13 protein-coding genes are annotated in these 15664 nt (G+C 46.5%); 2 read left to right on the forward strand and 11 right to left on the reverse strand.

Features of this window, described 5'->3' with window-relative positions:
• Positions 1-20: 20 nt before the first annotated feature.
• The 4 genes from GO755_RS01275 to GO755_RS01290 all read right to left on the reverse strand — a co-directional run bounded on the left by GO755_RS01275 (position 21) and on the right by GO755_RS01290 (position 6230).
• Complete coding sequence (locus GO755_RS01275; RefSeq protein WP_157582756.1) at positions 21-1190, reverse strand: AraC family transcriptional regulator; 1170 nt, start codon at positions 1188-1190, stop codon at positions 21-23.
• Between the two features lie 77 nt (positions 1191-1267).
• Positions 1268-2518, reverse strand: coding sequence for an MFS transporter (locus GO755_RS01280; RefSeq protein WP_157582757.1), 1251 nt, complete (start codon positions 2516-2518; stop codon positions 1268-1270).
• 78 nt (positions 2519-2596) lie between these two features.
• Positions 2597-3424, reverse strand: a complete 828-nt coding sequence (locus tag GO755_RS01285; protein WP_157582758.1) for an ROK family protein — start codon at positions 3422-3424, stop codon at positions 2597-2599.
• A 220-nt stretch (positions 3425-3644) separates the two neighbouring features.
• Entirely contained in the window at positions 3645-6230 is a 2586-nt protein-coding gene (locus GO755_RS01290; protein ID WP_157582759.1) for a family 20 glycosylhydrolase, read from the reverse strand.
• A gap of 83 nt (positions 6231-6313) precedes the next feature.
• On the opposite strand from GO755_RS01290, the gene GO755_RS01295 reads away from it, so the two are divergent.
• Entirely contained in the window at positions 6314-7411 is a 1098-nt protein-coding gene (locus GO755_RS01295; protein ID WP_157582760.1) for an acyltransferase family protein, read from the forward strand.
• 78 nt (positions 7412-7489) lie between these two features.
• Positions 7490-9907 carry a hypothetical protein gene (locus GO755_RS01300; protein ID WP_157582761.1) on the forward strand — a complete coding sequence of 806 codons (2418 nt, stop codon included), beginning with the start codon at positions 7490-7492 and terminating at the stop codon, positions 9905-9907.
• 147 nt (positions 9908-10054) lie between these two features.
• Here the strand turns inward: GO755_RS01300 and GO755_RS01305 are convergent, their stop codons facing one another.
• From GO755_RS01305 to GO755_RS01335, 7 genes are all read right to left on the reverse strand, one after another.
• A complete protein-coding gene (locus GO755_RS01305; RefSeq protein WP_157582762.1) occupies positions 10055-11206 on the reverse strand; it encodes a hypothetical protein in 1152 nt (383 codons plus the stop codon).
• Positions 11207-11269: 63 nt separating this feature from the next.
• A complete protein-coding gene (locus tag GO755_RS01310) occupies positions 11270-11602 on the reverse strand; it encodes a HigA family addiction module antitoxin (protein ID WP_157582763.1) in 333 nt (110 codons plus the stop codon).
• Positions 11603-11617: 15 nt separating this feature from the next.
• On the reverse strand, positions 11618-11896 hold the full coding sequence (locus tag GO755_RS01315; RefSeq protein WP_157582764.1) for a type II toxin-antitoxin system RelE/ParE family toxin: 279 nt from the start codon (positions 11894-11896) through the stop codon (positions 11618-11620).
• A 151-nt stretch (positions 11897-12047) separates the two neighbouring features.
• A complete protein-coding gene (locus tag GO755_RS01320) occupies positions 12048-13622 on the reverse strand; it encodes an ABC transporter permease/substrate-binding protein (protein WP_157582765.1) in 1575 nt (524 codons plus the stop codon).
• 20 nt (positions 13623-13642) lie between these two features.
• Entirely contained in the window at positions 13643-14596 is a 954-nt protein-coding gene (locus GO755_RS01325; RefSeq protein WP_157582766.1) for an ABC transporter ATP-binding protein, read from the reverse strand.
• 65 nt (positions 14597-14661) lie between these two features.
• A complete protein-coding gene (locus GO755_RS01330) occupies positions 14662-15222 on the reverse strand; it encodes a sugar O-acetyltransferase (protein WP_157582767.1) in 561 nt (186 codons plus the stop codon).
• Positions 15223-15324: 102 nt separating this feature from the next.
• Positions 15325-15654, reverse strand: coding sequence for a DMT family transporter (locus GO755_RS01335; RefSeq protein ID WP_157582768.1), 330 nt, complete (start codon positions 15652-15654; stop codon positions 15325-15327).
• Positions 15655-15664 lie beyond the last annotated feature (10 nt).

The following is a 15664-nucleotide window of genomic DNA, read 5'->3' on the forward strand; positions in this document are numbered from 1 at the left end:
TCAAAAAAACCTAACCAGTTCTATTTTCCCGCCAGATACCGGTTGCGGTATTCGAGTGGAGTGCAGCCTTTCACTTGTCTGAACTGCCGGGCAATGTTCTTACTGTCGTTGAGTCCGAGTTCCATGGCAATCTCAAAAACTGTCAGGTCTGTTTCCAGCAGCTTTTTGGAGAATTTCTCAATACGCAGATTCTGAATGTACTTGTAGATAGGGTAGCCAATAACGTTCTGAAACCGCATCTCCAACGACCGTCTTGAGAGTGGCACCTGTTTGACTACTTCATCGACCTGAAGATTTTTGTCGATATTCTGGTGGATGTACTTCAGCGAAGAGGCAATAAAATCGTCGTGAGTAGCGTAAATGTCGGTCGATTGGCGGGTGATCACTTGCATGGGCTTAACGACGATGTCATAAAAGCACGCCGTTTCTTTGCGAATCATGCGGTCGAGCAGGCGGGCCGCATCATAGCCTCCTTTTTCAGCATCCTGTGCAATACTGGATAAGGGCGGATCGGAAAGCTCGCAGATCATCTCGTCATTATCTACTCCCAGAACCGCCACCTCTTCAGGAATGCGAATGCGCGAATGTCGGCAGGCTTCTGTGATGTGCTGCCCCAGGCGGTCGTCGCAGGCCATGATGGCAATAGGCTTGGGCAGCGATAAGAGCCACTGGCTCAACGAACTAGGTTTATAATACCAAAGTTCGATTTCACTTTCGCGGGCGTTTTGATTCTCAAAATAATGGACTTTATACCCTGCCCTGGAAACACTTTCTTCAAATCCCTCCGCTCGTTCCCGCGACCAAACGATGTCGGTAAACCCGTAAAACGCAAAGTTTTTGAAGCCTTTCTTTAAGAAATAGTCAGCAGCAATAGCGCCTGTTTCATGATGAGCGCCCGTTATATTCGGAATCTCCGTAAACCGTTCCTTAAAATCCTGCGCAATGAGAGGAATGCCCGCTTTTGTGATTTTGGCGATACTTTCCTCGTTGTAGAGCTGCCCGATAATGCCATCCGCTTCCCATTCGAGCGCCCAGTTTAATATGCCATCGATTCCCATCGTTTCCCGATGAAAGAGCGGCATCCGACAAAAAACCCAGGGGCCATATTCCCGCGAATATTTGGTGATGCCTTTTAACAGGCTCTTGCTGTAATCTTCAGCGAAGTCGATCAACAGAATAATCTTGTGCATAGATAAAGAGCGAAAGAATTAATGAGTGAAAGAGCGAAAACTACTGGTAAGGTGAGCTATCGCATCAGCGCGCTCTTTCACTCATTAATTCTTTCACTCTTTAGTTTAATCGTGGCATTCGTAACCAGAGGCTTAGCCCAGATACCAATGCTGAAAATATAACCTAAAGTAAGCAACAAAACCAGCATAGCCCAGCGAAGTCCGACCAGTTCGGCCAGTCCGCCAATGATCAGAGGCACCAAAGCTCCACCAACAATACCCGTACACAAGATACCTGAAAAAGTGCCATGATGCTGCGGTACTGAATTAAGGGCGAGTGAAAAAATAATAGACCACATGACGGAGGCAAAAAAGCCAGTCGTTGGCAAAGCATACAGCGCCCATTCTTTGGGGCCGAACAAGCCTGCTATCAGGGCCAGAACAGCGCCTAATGTGAATAGCATCAGCACTTTTCGGCTGTCTGCCAGTTTTAGTAAAATCAATCCCAGAATGCAGCCTATTGTCATCAATCCCCAAAAGTAGGCCACCACTTCGGCACCCGTTGTGGCCGGATCGACACCGTGGTAGAGTTGAAGAAATTTGGAAATCCAGTTGGCAATACCCTGCTCTGTACCGACATACGCAAAAATTCCGGCGAAAAAGAGGAGTACCGTTTTGTTGCGGAGTAGCTCAAGCAGGGTTCCTCCGACTTCCATCTTCTCGTCTTCCTTTAGCTCTACAGTCGGGAATTTTATCAGCCCAACGACAACAATCATCAGGAGCGTGGTGAGCGCGAACACCCAGTATAGCGATACCCATTCGAGGTGAACAGGAACGAGTTTGTTGAGTAGTGCAATCGGAAAACTGGTATTCGTTGTATGAAGGTTGAGAACGAAATAACTGTATAGAAATGGGCTGATAAATGATGCTGCACCGGAAAAAAGCTGCGCCAGCACCGAATTGAACGCGAAATGGGCTTCGCCACCTGCCACTCGCAACAGCGGATTAATAACAACCTGTAGCATAGCCATTCCAACACCGATAGAGAACAGGGAGACTAACGCTACTGAAAAACGGGGAACGAGTGCGAACAACAAGGCTCCAAGAAAAGCCAGAAAAAAAGCGCCCAGCAGAACAGGCTTTTCCCGGTACTTTTCGATTAGTAATCCCGATGGCATCGACACACTGTAGGCAACAAAAAAGGCAAATGGCAGGAAGCCTGCCAAACCAATACTCAGATGGAAACTGTCGACCAGATCGGGAATGATAGGCCCCAGAATATTGGTCAGGAAAGAAATGACAAAGAAGATTAACAGAATCAGGATGACAATAAGCGTATTTCGGTTCATGTTGACAGTGGATTGATTCCTGGCGCGAGTATTTACCCATGCCCACAATTTCGCCAGTATTCGCTGGCGCACCGACTGCTAGCTAACCAGCGCAGCCGCGCCTAACAACGCAATACCTTCCCGCTGCGACTGGAAAATCTTTAGTCGTTTGAGTGTTACCGGGTAGGCGAAATCCTGCATACTCTCGAACATACCTGCTTTAAAGAACGGGTATGCTTTGGCGATAGAACCTCCCAGTACAATGACTTCCGGGTCGTAGGCATAAAGAACCGCTTTGATAGCCCAGCCGAAGTGACGGCCAAATTCGGTCCACAGGCGCAACGCATTTTCTTCGCCCAGTTGGGCCGCCTGGCTGACTTCCAGTGCTGTTGTACCGTGGATAGCTTCGAAAAACTCGGCGGAAGCATAATACTCGAAGTTTTTGTCCCGATATGGGAGCAGTCCGATTTCGCCCGCACCACAATTGGTGCCCACAAAGAGTTGATTGTCAATAATGATGCCCGAACCGAGACCAGTTCCTATGGACATTCCTACAACGGAATGGTAAGACTTGGCCAGACCAAATTGATGTTCGCCGAGTGTAAAGCAGTTTACATCATTATTCACAAATACAGGTACCGCAAACTCCTCTTCCAGAATGTCGCGCAGGGCAACTTCTTTCCAGGATGGAATGTTGGCCACGTTATACACGATGCCCCGGTCCACATCGACCACCGAGGGAACGCCAATACCAATACTACTTACCGATGATTCTGCCAGCGGGCGAATAAGTTCGATGAGTTGCGATAAGGTTGAGGAGAGTGATTCTTTTTGGTGCAACAGACCACTCTTTTGGTGGACAATCGATCCATTTCGTACAAGCCCAGCCCGCACGTTGGTTCCTCCTAAGTCGACCCCAATAGTCATTTGAAAAGAAGTTTTTATCTTTAGATTGTACTTTTATAAATACCCATAACCTTCTAAAGGACAGGGCTGTCAAGAGCCCCTCTCCTGTTATAGGAGAGGGGTTGGGGTGAGGTGAAATGGGTCCTCCAGGTGGTTAACCTCACCCCCGACTCCTCTCCTATAACAGGAGAGGGGTGCAACGTAGGACTGCAATTTTCAGCCCTTTGAGGTATTTACAATGTTAAGGCACCGCAACAACTGCCGACCGACTCGACCGACCCGATGCATCGAAGCTCTTTAATTTTACGGTACCTGAAACCTTTACCGGTCCTGTATATAAGGCCGATTGTATAGTAGGTTCAGCTCCATTGGTCGTATATCGAATGGCAAGGCCGGGTAATTCCACATTAGCCTTGAGCGTTCCCTGATCAATAATGGCACCGGGTAGCGGTAGTCGATAGTTGTAGCCGCCATTGATCTTAGCCAAACGAGGTAAGTCTTTCTGAGCGAGCGTATTGGCAAACACATTCCAGCCCGCACTCATCGACTTTTCGCGAGCTGGTCGGTTTTCGATGGTTTCCCAGGGGCGCTCGGGTGCCCAGGCACTTTCTGAAAAACCCAGCAGCTTGGGCAGAATGTCGTACTCAGCCATGTCGCGCCCTTTTACGGTTTCGCTCCAAAGTTGCGACTCGATTCCCCGGACGTTTTTACGGGCTTCAGGTTTCATATGCTCCAAACCTTCGAAACTAAGCGGCTTGCCCATAGATGTTTTGTAAGTGGTTTTGAACATATCGAAAGGAGCAAACGCCCAGTTATTTCGCGTATCGACGTAGCCCGCCCAATACAGGCCCGGCTCCTGCGGATCGTTGTTATAAGACATATCGAAATAAAAGTTTGATACGTTGCACAATACCACCGGGTAGCCAGCATTCGCCAGTCGATTGCCCAGGTCGATATCAAACAAATTGTTCCATACATAAGGAACGACGCCCTTCCCAACAAATTCAGGATTCATCACTAATTTTCCATCAGGTGCTTTTACAAGTACAGCCTCTTCCCAGGCATGGACTTCCAGGTTGCGTTTCGCGAGTCGTTCCCGGAGTTTTCCGAAGAAATAGGCCTGTAAGTTTTTCGGGTCTTTAATCGCCGGATTCTCTTTCAACAGCTTGGCCGCAATCGGCGATTTTGTCCAGACGCCTTCGGGCACTTCATCGCCACCAGCATGCATCACATCCATGGGCAGACCTGCTTCCTTGTACATCTTCGTAATCTCATCGACCACTTTTTCGTAGAAGTGATACGTTGATTCGATTCCGACACTGACCACATTATCGGTATAGCCCTGCGCCGATAGGTACACCGATTTATCGGCTGGGTCGATGAGTCGGTATTCATTGGCTTCTTTTTCTTTGCCCTCTTTCATCAGCCGGGCATAACGAGATTCCATCGCTTTAATAGCCGCCCGCGCATGGCCTGGCAAATTCAGTTCGGGAATAACTTTTATGTGCCGCTCATTGGCGTATTTCAGAATTTCGATAAAATCGGCTTTGGTGTAGAAACCACTGCCATATTTGCCTTCGTCATATGCTTTGGGGCCGGAACCATAAGCTGGATGTAAAACGGGTGTTTCCTTTCCTGATGTATGTTCTCGTTGCGCTCCTACCTGCGTCAGTTCGGGAAGACCGTCAATTTCGAGTCGCCAGCCTTCGTCTTCCGTTGTGTAAAACAGGAATTTATTGACTTTATAAAACGCTAGTAAATCGAGCAGCCGAAGAATGGTTTCTTTCGTCTGAAAATTCCGGCTCACATCCAGGTGCATACCCCGAAACTCAAATCGCGGAGCATCCTCAATCTGTACATAGGTGAGAGCAATGTTAGCCGACGGTTTCAAGTACGTAGTGGTCGGAATTAAGGCCAGCAGACTCTGAACGCCGTAGAAAACACCCGCAGCATCGTTACCTGTGATGGACACGCCATTTCCGTCGATACCCAGCTGATAGGCTTCTTTGGTCACGCCGTTAACGCTTATCTTGCTCATTTTTAGCGCAATACCTTTCCCCTTCGGAGCTCCGGTGCTTACTGAGAAATCGCTACCCGTTAGCGTTTTTAGTTTTTGACTCAAAAAATGCGCTTCATTTTCCAGGCCCTTATCTGCATAAATTGGGAGTGACGAATTGACTGTTAGCGTACCTGCACCAGGAATCAGTTTAACCGGTGATGGGATGATTTTCTGAAGTTTGTCGGCTGGGAGCAAGGATGCCACCAGATTGGTCTGATACGTATGTTCGGGGGTTGGGAGTGGTTCCAGGTCAATTTTGCCGCGGAGTATCTGTTCCTTTTTCGTGAAGGGTTTAATGCTATAATTGGCTACCTGAACGATGTTCTGCTCTTTACCCTCCTTGTTATAAAAAACGAAATAAAGTCCTAAGGGAGCGTCGGTTACCTTATTAACAGCTTCTGTTCCTTCGTAGCGAATATCGACAGTTGCACCGGGTTTGAGAGAAAATCCTACGTTGGGTGTGAGTTTGTACCAGTCGCCATTAATATGATGAACCGTAGCAGGCTGAGGTACCTGGGTTGGCATAATGGGCCGGGGAGACATATTGAAAAACAAAGCCCAATTGGTATCCGTCAATAGGAAATCGCTCTGATTCGTGAGGGTAAAGCGCGCTTCGAAACCGGTTTCTATTTCGGTGAAATTAGTGACCAACTCCCAGCTAACGGCGATTTTTTTTGCCTCATCTGTAGCGGGTGCATCACCCGATCTACAGCCGTTAAAACAAACGACGAAAGCGACGATGAGGGCAGTAAAAAAAGTAGTTCGCATAAATCCTTAGGTTAAGTAGCCTTTATAGTACTCAAATCAGTACTAAAGATACCATTGTTACAACGGGGCTTTTTTACTTTTTAATGATACAGCAGCCGAGCCGACTCATTTCATTAGATGCGATGCGTGGATTTACCATCGCGGCCATGATTGTTGCCAATTTTCCGGGGAGCGAGGAGTTTGTGTACTTTACATTAAGGCACACGATCTGGAATGGACTCTCTTTCACGGACTTAATTGCACCCACATTTCTCTTTATCGTTGGTGTTTCCATTGCCCTGGCCTACGCCCGAAAACTGGACGAAGGTAGCCCAGAAGGCGAACTCTACCGAAAGATTGTGATTCGGTCGCTGAAAATCTTTGCCGTAGGTATGTTTTTGAATTTGATGCCCGATTTTGACTTTTCGAACGTTCGCTGGACGGGTACACTTCATCGAATTGCTATTGTCTTTCTCGTCTGCGCGTTTCTTTTTCTGAACACAACCTGGAAACAACAAATCTGGATTGGCACCATCACGTTAGTTGCCTATTGGCTCGCCATGACGCAAATTCCAACGCCCGACGTAGGTCAAGTTGTTCTGGAACGAGGTCAGAATCTGGCAGCCTGGATCGACCGGAAATACTTGCCCGGTCGCATGTGGCAGGGCACCTGGGACCCCGAAGGAATCCTCAGTACGTTTCCATCAATCGTAACGGGTATCACGGGTATGCTGGCTGGACGATGGATGCTCAGTACTGCCAGTCCAACCGAAAAAGTGTCTTACCTGATGACGGTGGGGCTGTTCACGGCTGCTGCCGGGTATTTCTGGGGATTGACCTTTCCGGTCAATGAAAACCTCTGGACAAGCTCGTTTGTGCTTGTTACCTCTGGTTTTGCTGCAATGCTATTAGGTGCGGTCTACTTCCTCGTTGATGTACTGGGTCGTAAGGGCGGTACGAAGGTGGGCGTCATTTTCGGGGCTAATGCCATTACGGTATACGTACTAGCCGACATTTTTGCCCTCTTTTTCTATCGGCTCAAATTTGGCTATCTTCCGCTGAATGAGCATGTTGTGAATTCATTAATAAACGCGGATATGCCGCCCGAACTCGCCAGTCTGACATATGCCTTGTTTTTCATCGGTATTAATTTCATCCCAGCTTATGTGCTATATAAGCGAAAGATTTTTATCAAGCTGTAGAGACGCAATCCCTTGCGTCTCCTGACCGGATGGCTTTACCAAGCGAAAACGGACGATAATTCACGAAGAACTATAGTCATGCGACCAATCACTCTATTAACCATCTTTTTCCTTTCAATTCTAACAAACGCCTATTCCGCTACAATCGACTTGTCAAAAGCGCGTATAGCCACCATCGTTAGTGATAAGAAAGTGCTGCGTCGAACGGTAGAAATTCTTCAACAGGAAGTACAGAAACGAAGCGGTATTCAACTGCCTGTTTTGGGAAAGCTCCCCACCGATAAGCAGCCGTTTATTGGGCTTTTACTGGAAAGCAATCTGGCACAGTTGCCACCCGATCTTCGGGCCATAATTCAGGCGATGCCCGAAAGTAAATCGGAAGGCTTTAAGTTGGTTGCCATTGAAAAAGCCAACGCCTTGTTAATTGTGGGGCACGATGCACGAGGATTGCTTTACGGGGTTGGGCGGTTATTGCGCAAACTGGATATGAAACCGGGCAAGCTTACTGTAGCCGGAGATCTGGCGATTGCAACTAGTCCACGATATCCGATTCGGGGGCATCAGTTGGGTTATCGGCCTAAAACCAATGCCTACGATGCCTTTTCGGTAGCCCAGTTCGATCAATATATTCGCGATCTGGCGTTGTTTGGAGCCAATAGCATTGAGATTATGCCCCCGCGTACCGACGATGATTTTACCAGCCGCCACATGAAACTGCCCGCCATTAAAATGATAGGCGAACAGTCGCGGATTTGTGCCGAGTATGGGTTGGATGTCTGGATGTGGTATCCGAACATGGGCCTGAATTATACCCATCCTGATTCGATTCAGAAGGAATTGGCGGAGCGAAATGAGGTTTTTGCCGCCGTCCCTAAATTAGATGCCGTCTTTGTGCCGGGTGGTGATCCCGGCGAACTAGAGCCCGATGTGTTGTTTGCCTGGCTCGAAAAAGAAGCACAGGTGCTGCATAAATACCATCCTAATGCCAAAATATGGGTGTCTCCACAGGTATTCCGACCGACGCAACAGTGGTTCGATGCGTTTTACAAGCATGTCAATAAAGGCTATGACTGGTTTGGTGGCGTGGTTTTCGGGCCATGGGTCAAGATGCCGGTTCAGGAGATTCGGAAAGTAGTTAAACCCGCTATTCCCATTCGGCATTATCCCGACATTACTCATAATTATGCGTCCCAATATCCGGTGCCACACTGGGACTTGGCCTGGGCCATGACTTTAGGTCGGGAATGTATCAATCCGCGCCCGCACGATGAAAAGGCTATTCACAATGCGCTCGATGAATACGGTTCGGGCAGCATCAGTTATTCGGAAGGGACCAATGACGATGTGAATAAGTTTGTCTGGAGCGATCAGGACTGGAACCCCGAAACGCCGGTTATCGAAACCATACGCGACTACGCCCGACTGTTTATTGGGCCAGATTATACCGAATCGGTTGCTCAGGGCCTTGTTGCGCTGGAACAAAACTGGCGGGGTAACCTCCTGACCAATGACGCTGTCGAGCGTACGTTCATGCAGTGGCAGGCGTTAGAAAAATCGGCACCCCGATCGGTATTGCAAAATCCGCGCTTTCAGATGGGACTGATTCGGGCGTATTACGACGCCTTCACCCGCCGTCGACTCGTGTACGAAACTGATCTGGAGCAACAGGCACGGATGAAGCTGGAAACGATAGAACCAGGGAACTCACTAGCCACAATTCGGCAAGCGAATGCTATCCTCGAAAAAGCCTGGAAAGAACCGATTTTGCCCGCGTATCGGCAGACGTGTTTTGCGTTAGCCGACTCGCTCTTCAAGAGCATCGGTGCGCAACTAACCATCGACAAACATGGGGCTATGGGCGGCCGGGGTAATTTTATTGATAATATCGACATCCCCCTCAATGATTCGCCCTGGTTACTGTCGCAGCTCGAACAGATAGAAAAGCTGAGCAGTGAGCAGGAACGCGTTCAGAAAATTCGTGAGATGCTACACCGTACCGACCCTGGACCGGGTGGTTTCTATGATCATTTTGGCGCTCCTGAAAGCTGGCATCGGGTTGTGCCGGGAATAAGTTGGGAAAAAGATCCGGGCAGTTTGCAATCACCCAGAATTGGATTTGGCGTTGGTCTGGTTGGCGTTGAATGGGTGGATGAGATCAAAGCAACGGGTTTCAAAGGCCAGGTTACGCCACGGGCCTGGATGAAACAGGCCAAAACGCTCTATGACCAACCCTTAAAAATTGCCTATACCGAACTTGACCCAAACGCGTCGTATCGGATTCGAATTGCCTACACCGGCCGATTCCAGTCGCGCATGAAACTCACCACCGACGACGGTTCTCTTGTTCATGAGTTTATTCAAACCGGCGAGCAACCCATTTACGAATTTGACGTGCCCAAGGCAGCCCTAACCGACGGCGCTGTAACCTTCATCTGGGAATGCGGAAAAGGTGAACGCGGCTCGCAGGTGACAGAGATTTGGTTAGTTAGGGAGTGAATTATCGGTTGATTTGCTTTCGCTCGGGTTGTTAGATACAATACAAATAGCTTTTATGGATAAGGGAAAAGTCGCGATCTTGTTACAACATGTACGTCCATTTATATGTAAACAAGATAGGAAAAACAAACGCCCTTCTAGGCGTTCTCACGTAATTGTTTTTCGTTCTATTACCGACGAACGTAATAGCCTTATTTTTTTTATAATAAATCTATACTTTAAAGCTGTCCTGAAATATCTAAACATAAAATAAGTTCCTACCAAGTACAGTATAATGCCAATTATAGCCAAATAGATACGAATTTTGTATACATAATCGTACTTTACACTATATTCATCATTTAGCTTATAAGGCCCCATTTCCTTAAACAGAATTAGGAAATTACTAAGTATTATATCTTTAGAATACAATATAGTATTTAGTAGTGTATCGGATTTCCTATAAGCAACAAAAAAATTTTCGTTAGTTGCATAGCCATTGTAATAGTTAATCATATTTTGATTTAACTCCCCAATAACAGTTTTAGCGCTTTCGTTTATTTTACTTACTGGATATTTTTTAAAGATCTTTGTTACGTTAGTTTGATACAACTTATCTAAACTGTCCGTAGCTTTGTTTATACTATCAGTATTCACTAAGGAGCCTTTATAATAAACATTCTTCACAAAATTCTCTTTCGAAATGTGAAGCTCATATTTTTCATTGTGAGGGAATTTACTTGTATCAAACAGCATGAACCCCCCTAACATAAATAACATAAATACAGGGAAATTACTGGTTTCATTTCTCCAAGTAATATCAAAATAGTTTAAAGTGGGAATACTTTTAGGAATATTAGAAATTCTATTAATAAGCGTATATTTTGATTCATCGGTTTCAGGTTCAAAAAAAGTTTCAAAATAAAAATATTCTTCATCTTTCAATAAATCAAAATTGAATTCGATAGCATTATCCAGAATTGTAATATCGACTTTTAGTGCTTCAGATAAACCTAAAATTTTACAGTCATATATTTTAGTTTTTTCGGTAAATTGAAGCCTCAATGGACTTTTTATTCTTTCATCAGTTATATCCTCTTTGCCTTTATAAAATACAAACCCTTTGACCAATCGGGTTGATTTTCCGACTAGAGCGCCTTCATAATTGATTGTTAGGCCATTTACATTTCTTACAATTTGTTGATAAAGATTTATGTCGCTATCAATTACTAAGTATATACGTGGAGTTGTCGATTTAAGCCACGCTATAATAGCAGGGAGGCCAGTTATGATTGCTACTATTAAAGATATTATTTCCAAGCTAACGTGAAATATTTAACTGTACACAGCCGAAACAACATAAACAAACTAATATATTCTCAACTATGCCGGCTGCAATCCAGTCCCCGACGAAGCCCAAAAGTGCCTCACCGTATAATTCTTTTCCTTTTTTTCCGCCTGACGTAGATCAAAATTCTGCTGCATGTTTAGCCAGAGTTGCGGGGTTGTGTTAAACGCTTCTGCCAAACGTAATGCCATATCGGGCGTAATTCCATGATGGCCATTAATTAACTGTGATAGCGTTTTTCGGGTAATACCTAATCCTTTAGCGGCATCCGTTATTGATAGTTCCAGTGGTTCTAAATATAAACCCTTCAACACCTGGCCAGGGTGGACTGGATTCTTCATTGGGCCTTTAACGCGGGTGTCTTCCATGTCGTTTCTACTGTTTTAATGGTAGTCTAAATAATCAACGTCAGTAACGCCTTCATCATCAAATTTGAAGATGATCCGGTAATTCGCATTGACTTTCACTGACCAGTAATCCTGGTAATCGCCTGATAACTTATGTAGTCCAGAGCCTGGGAAATCCATGTCTTCTGGCTTTACGGCAGCATCGAGCAAACTCATAATTAAGCCTATTTTACTCAATTGCGATGCAGGCAGTTTTGAACCATCGTCTTTCTGGTGAAATAGGCGTAAAGGCTTGCTAGTAATGCTTTTTATCATCCATCAAATGTAACACGTTACGTAACGTGTGTCAAGCTTAAGTGCAATTTTCAATGACCTGTTTCGTCTCGTTTGTGTTCATGCCGCGGGTTTTGCAGGTATTACTCGTGATTACGACTGTATAATTGGGACACCACACAGAAGTACTCCCTCATAAAGACCCCTTCTGCTTCTCCAAATAACGCTTCAGTTCTGAGGTAGTTCGAATACCTAATGCCTGGGCGTGTGATTCGCGCATCATCAACGCATAGGTATTGTTGAATACTAAGGGCTTGAGCCAGCTTAATCCGTATTTCTGGTTGAACTCGCTATTGACGTATTGGTAAAGGCCTTTGGGATCGGCTTTTAGTGAGTCAATGAGCCTGGGAGATGGTTTTAGAAGAACCAGCAACCCGGCACCTGTGTATTCTGGATAGAGGTCGAGGGAGCCAGATTGGAGAGCATCAAAACATAGCTTTGTGCCACCTAGGCCTGTTTTCGTAACGACTTCCAGAGGGAGTCGATTTTCCACCAACTGGCGCACGAGTTCAACCAGTATATATTGCTCGGTAAAAATCATGGCGCCAACTGCAATTTTGTCCTGGTGATGGCCGACGCCCGGTTGATGGAGCAAACCAGTACGTTGCAGAAATTGCCGGGCTACTTCTTTGGGTGACTCATGCAGGCAATCGACGCGGTAATTCAACTCCGTCATGGAGGAGTCGGTGAGGGTACCCGACAGTAGTTCAAGTGTTGGCTGAAGGGCCGGATATTTTTTTAACGTAGCCTGCCGAACCATGAATGACGCTTCATACGGAGGAAAGGCATGCTTATCGTCTACCAGGGCTCGGAGCTGAAATGTCTTGATCCGTCCGTCGGTCGAGTAACCACTGATAATGTCGAATAAGTTACGATGAATGGACTCATACATCAGGTTCGGGTCGATCAGCCGGGATGATATGTGCAGGTCGTAGGCAGCCAGCAAAGCAGGATACCCATCGGACCGACCGTAGAATTCATGAGCGAAGCCAGCATGCAGTTTCGTCTGGCTTTTTTTCGGTAACCAATAGAACGATGATAGGAGGGGGGTTAAAAGCAGGAACACAATCATCATCCGGTATCGCCACAATTTGCGCAGGTGTTGCAATCGGGCCAGACCAGCATCAAACAAAATGGCCAGTAGAGCAGACGGGATCGTTCCTGCCAGAATCATATTGGTATCATTCAGGGCAATGCCACTAAAAATAAATTCGCCCAGTCCACCAGCGGCCAGATAAGCAGCTAACGTTGCCACGCCAACGTTGATAACGGTAGCGGTACGGACACCTGCGAAAATAACGGGCAATGCCAGCGGTAATTCTAATTTGATTAATCGTTGCCAGGGTGTTAACCCCATGCCCTGAGCTGCTTCTTTCAGGGTCGGGCTAACTTCTCGAATACCCACGTATGTATTTTGCACAATGGGCAGTAAGGCATACAGAAACAGTGCGACAATGGCCGGACCTGGACCAATGCCCAGCAATGGAATCATGAAACCCAGCAGCGCAAGACTTGGAATCGTTTGCAGAACCCCCACCGCGCCTAAAGTAACCGAAACAAGCCGGGGTCGGAGGCTAATTAGAATACCTAATGGTAATCCAATAACCATCGCAATACATAACGACAGGAACGTCAGCCCGATGTGGGTTAGTGTTTGTTCGAGCAACTTATAGCGCTGGTCGATGATGAACGCGAAGAATTCCTGCATAGTGGTATTTAAAATTCAACTTAGCTAGATTGTTTCTCCAGAAGTTGACTGAGCGCTGGCCAGATTGTGGTTAAATGCACGGTTACAAACTGTTGATTCACTTCAAAAACAATCGATTTCGAACCCGATAAATGCCCTAGCGCATCAGCTAATCGAGTAGGTGCGGGTAAGTGCAAAGCATCTCCAGGATGCGTGTTTTCGTTGGGTAAATAAGGCGATAAATCGTGGAGAGAAAACGTATGTAGCTGAAGAGGAAGCCATTGGTCCGCGAAAAATTGACGCACAAATTCATTGGCGGGTCTTAGCAGTAGTTCCTGAGGTGTACCAATTTGTTGCAGTTGACCGCCATCCATTAGCCCTACCCGATCCCCTAATTCAAAAGCTTCCTGTACATCATGAGTTACCATCACAATCGTTTTTTGCCGTAACTCATCCAACTGTCGAAATTCCCGGCGAATGTGGCTCCGGGTGACTGGGTCAAGTGCGCCCAGAGGTTCGTCCATTAGTAAAATGGAGGGCTGGGCAGCCAGGGCTCTGGCTATCCCGACTCGCTGGCGCTGACCTCCACTTAGCTGGCTTGGGTAAGCAGCCAGGTAGGTTTCCGGTAAACGAATCATGCCGATCAGTTCGCGAACGCGTGTTCGTATACGTTGTTCGTCCCACTTAAGCACTCGGGGAATCAGCGCTATATTATCGGCAATCGTATAATGAGGAAATAAACCTGTCTCCTGAATAACATACCCGATTTCCCGGCGTAATTCGTGGAGCTTCCGCTGTCTGGCGTCAACGCCATTGATCAATATGGTTCCGGAAGTTGGCTCAATCAGCCGATTGAGCATTTTCAATGTAGTGGTTTTGCCTGACCCACTGGTTCCCAGCAAGATAAGGGTTTCGCCCTCCTTCACATCGAACGAGACATTGTCGACGGCTGTTTGAGCACTGTATTGTTTAGTAAGATTGCGAACAGTGATCATACAGGCTTATAGTAATGAATAATGGGTAATGTGGACGTTTGCCATTATTCATTGTTCATTTATACTTAATCGGGAACGGATCGAATGACACGGCAAGGGTTGCCAGCCGCAAATACATTCGAGGGTATATCTCTGGTTACCACGCTGCCTGCTCCAATGGTGGTATTATCGCCGATGGTAACGCCTGGGCAAACAACGACATTTCCGGCTAGCCAGACGTTGTCGCCAATCGTAATTGGTTTGGCTATGTCAGAGCCTTTACTAATGCGATGACTGGCCGATAACGGATGCGAAGCCGCGTATAAGCTAACATTAGGCCCGATCAGTGCATTGTTACCAATTCTGATAGGAGCATAATCTAATATTGTGCAATTGAAATTAATGAATACATTATCGGCAAGGTAGATATAAGTTCCATAATCACAATAGAACGGCGGCTGAATATCAAGATCTTTCCCAAAAGAGCCGAGGAGCGTAGTCAGTATTTCGTTTCGGGTTTCCTTTTCTGAGTTTAGAGTTTGGTTATACCGGGTGAATAATTCCCGGCCTCTGGCTCTCATGGCCAGCAGGTCGGGGTGATAAGACCAATACCATTCCCCAGCTAACATCTTCTCTAATTCACTCATCGTCAGATATTTTTTCGACAGGATTTACAGGATAAAACAGGATTTTCTTTAGCCTTTAATCCTGCCTTATCCAGTAAATCCTGTCAAAGAAGAAAACCTCATTTAATGCCCCGTCGTTTTCGATAGCAGGTTCATAATCAGGACACCGGCAATGATAAGTACCATGCCTATAATGGCGGGCAAATCCGGTATCTGCTTAAAATAGACTATGCCGACCAGGGCCACTAAAACAATACCTACACCAGACCAAGCGGCATAAACGATTCCAATTGGCATCGACCGTAAGGTAAGACTCAAAAAGTAGAAAGCTACTCCATAGCCTATCAGCGTAATCAGACCAGGAAGCCATTTGGTGAACTGATTGGAGGCATTTAGCGCACTGGTCGCGATAACCTCGGCAACGATCGCTACCAGCAAATACAGATACTTCATTTGGCTATAG

It is taken from the genome of Spirosoma arboris (assembly GCF_009754945.1).
GTDB classification, from domain to species: domain Bacteria; phylum Bacteroidota; class Bacteroidia; order Cytophagales; family Spirosomataceae; genus Spirosoma; species Spirosoma arboris.

Bases quoted from the DNA above. Each gene is read 5' to 3' on its own strand.
- GO755_RS01275 (WP_157582756.1), bottom strand. From the start codon at position 1,190: ATGCACAAGATTATTCTGTTGATCGACTTCGCTGAAGATTACAGCAAG.
- GO755_RS01280 (WP_157582757.1), bottom strand. From the start codon at position 2,518: ATGAACCGAAATACGCTTATTGTCATCCTGATTCTGTTAATCTTCTTT.
- GO755_RS01285 (WP_157582758.1), bottom strand. From the start codon at position 3,424: ATGACTATTGGGGTCGACTTAGGAGGAACCAACGTGCGGGCTGGGCTT.
- GO755_RS01290 (WP_157582759.1), bottom strand. From the start codon at position 6,230: ATGCGAACTACTTTTTTTACTGCCCTCATCGTCGCTTTCGTCGTTTGT.
- GO755_RS01295 (WP_157582760.1), top strand. From the start codon at position 6,314: ATGATACAGCAGCCGAGCCGACTCATTTCATTAGATGCGATGCGTGGA.
- GO755_RS01300 (WP_157582761.1), top strand. From the start codon at position 7,490: ATGCGACCAATCACTCTATTAACCATCTTTTTCCTTTCAATTCTAACA.
- GO755_RS01310 (WP_157582763.1), bottom strand. From the start codon at position 11,602: ATGGAAGACACCCGCGTTAAAGGCCCAATGAAGAATCCAGTCCACCCT.
- GO755_RS01315 (WP_157582764.1), bottom strand. From the start codon at position 11,896: ATGATAAAAAGCATTACTAGCAAGCCTTTACGCCTATTTCACCAGAAA.
- GO755_RS01320 (WP_157582765.1), bottom strand. From the start codon at position 13,622: ATGCAGGAATTCTTCGCGTTCATCATCGACCAGCGCTATAAGTTGCTC.
- GO755_RS01325 (WP_157582766.1), bottom strand. From the start codon at position 14,596: ATGATCACTGTTCGCAATCTTACTAAACAATACAGTGCTCAAACAGCC.
- GO755_RS01330 (WP_157582767.1), bottom strand. From the start codon at position 15,222: ATGAGTGAATTAGAGAAGATGTTAGCTGGGGAATGGTATTGGTCTTAT.
- GO755_RS01335 (WP_157582768.1), bottom strand. From the start codon at position 15,654: ATGAAGTATCTGTATTTGCTGGTAGCGATCGTTGCCGAGGTTATCGCG.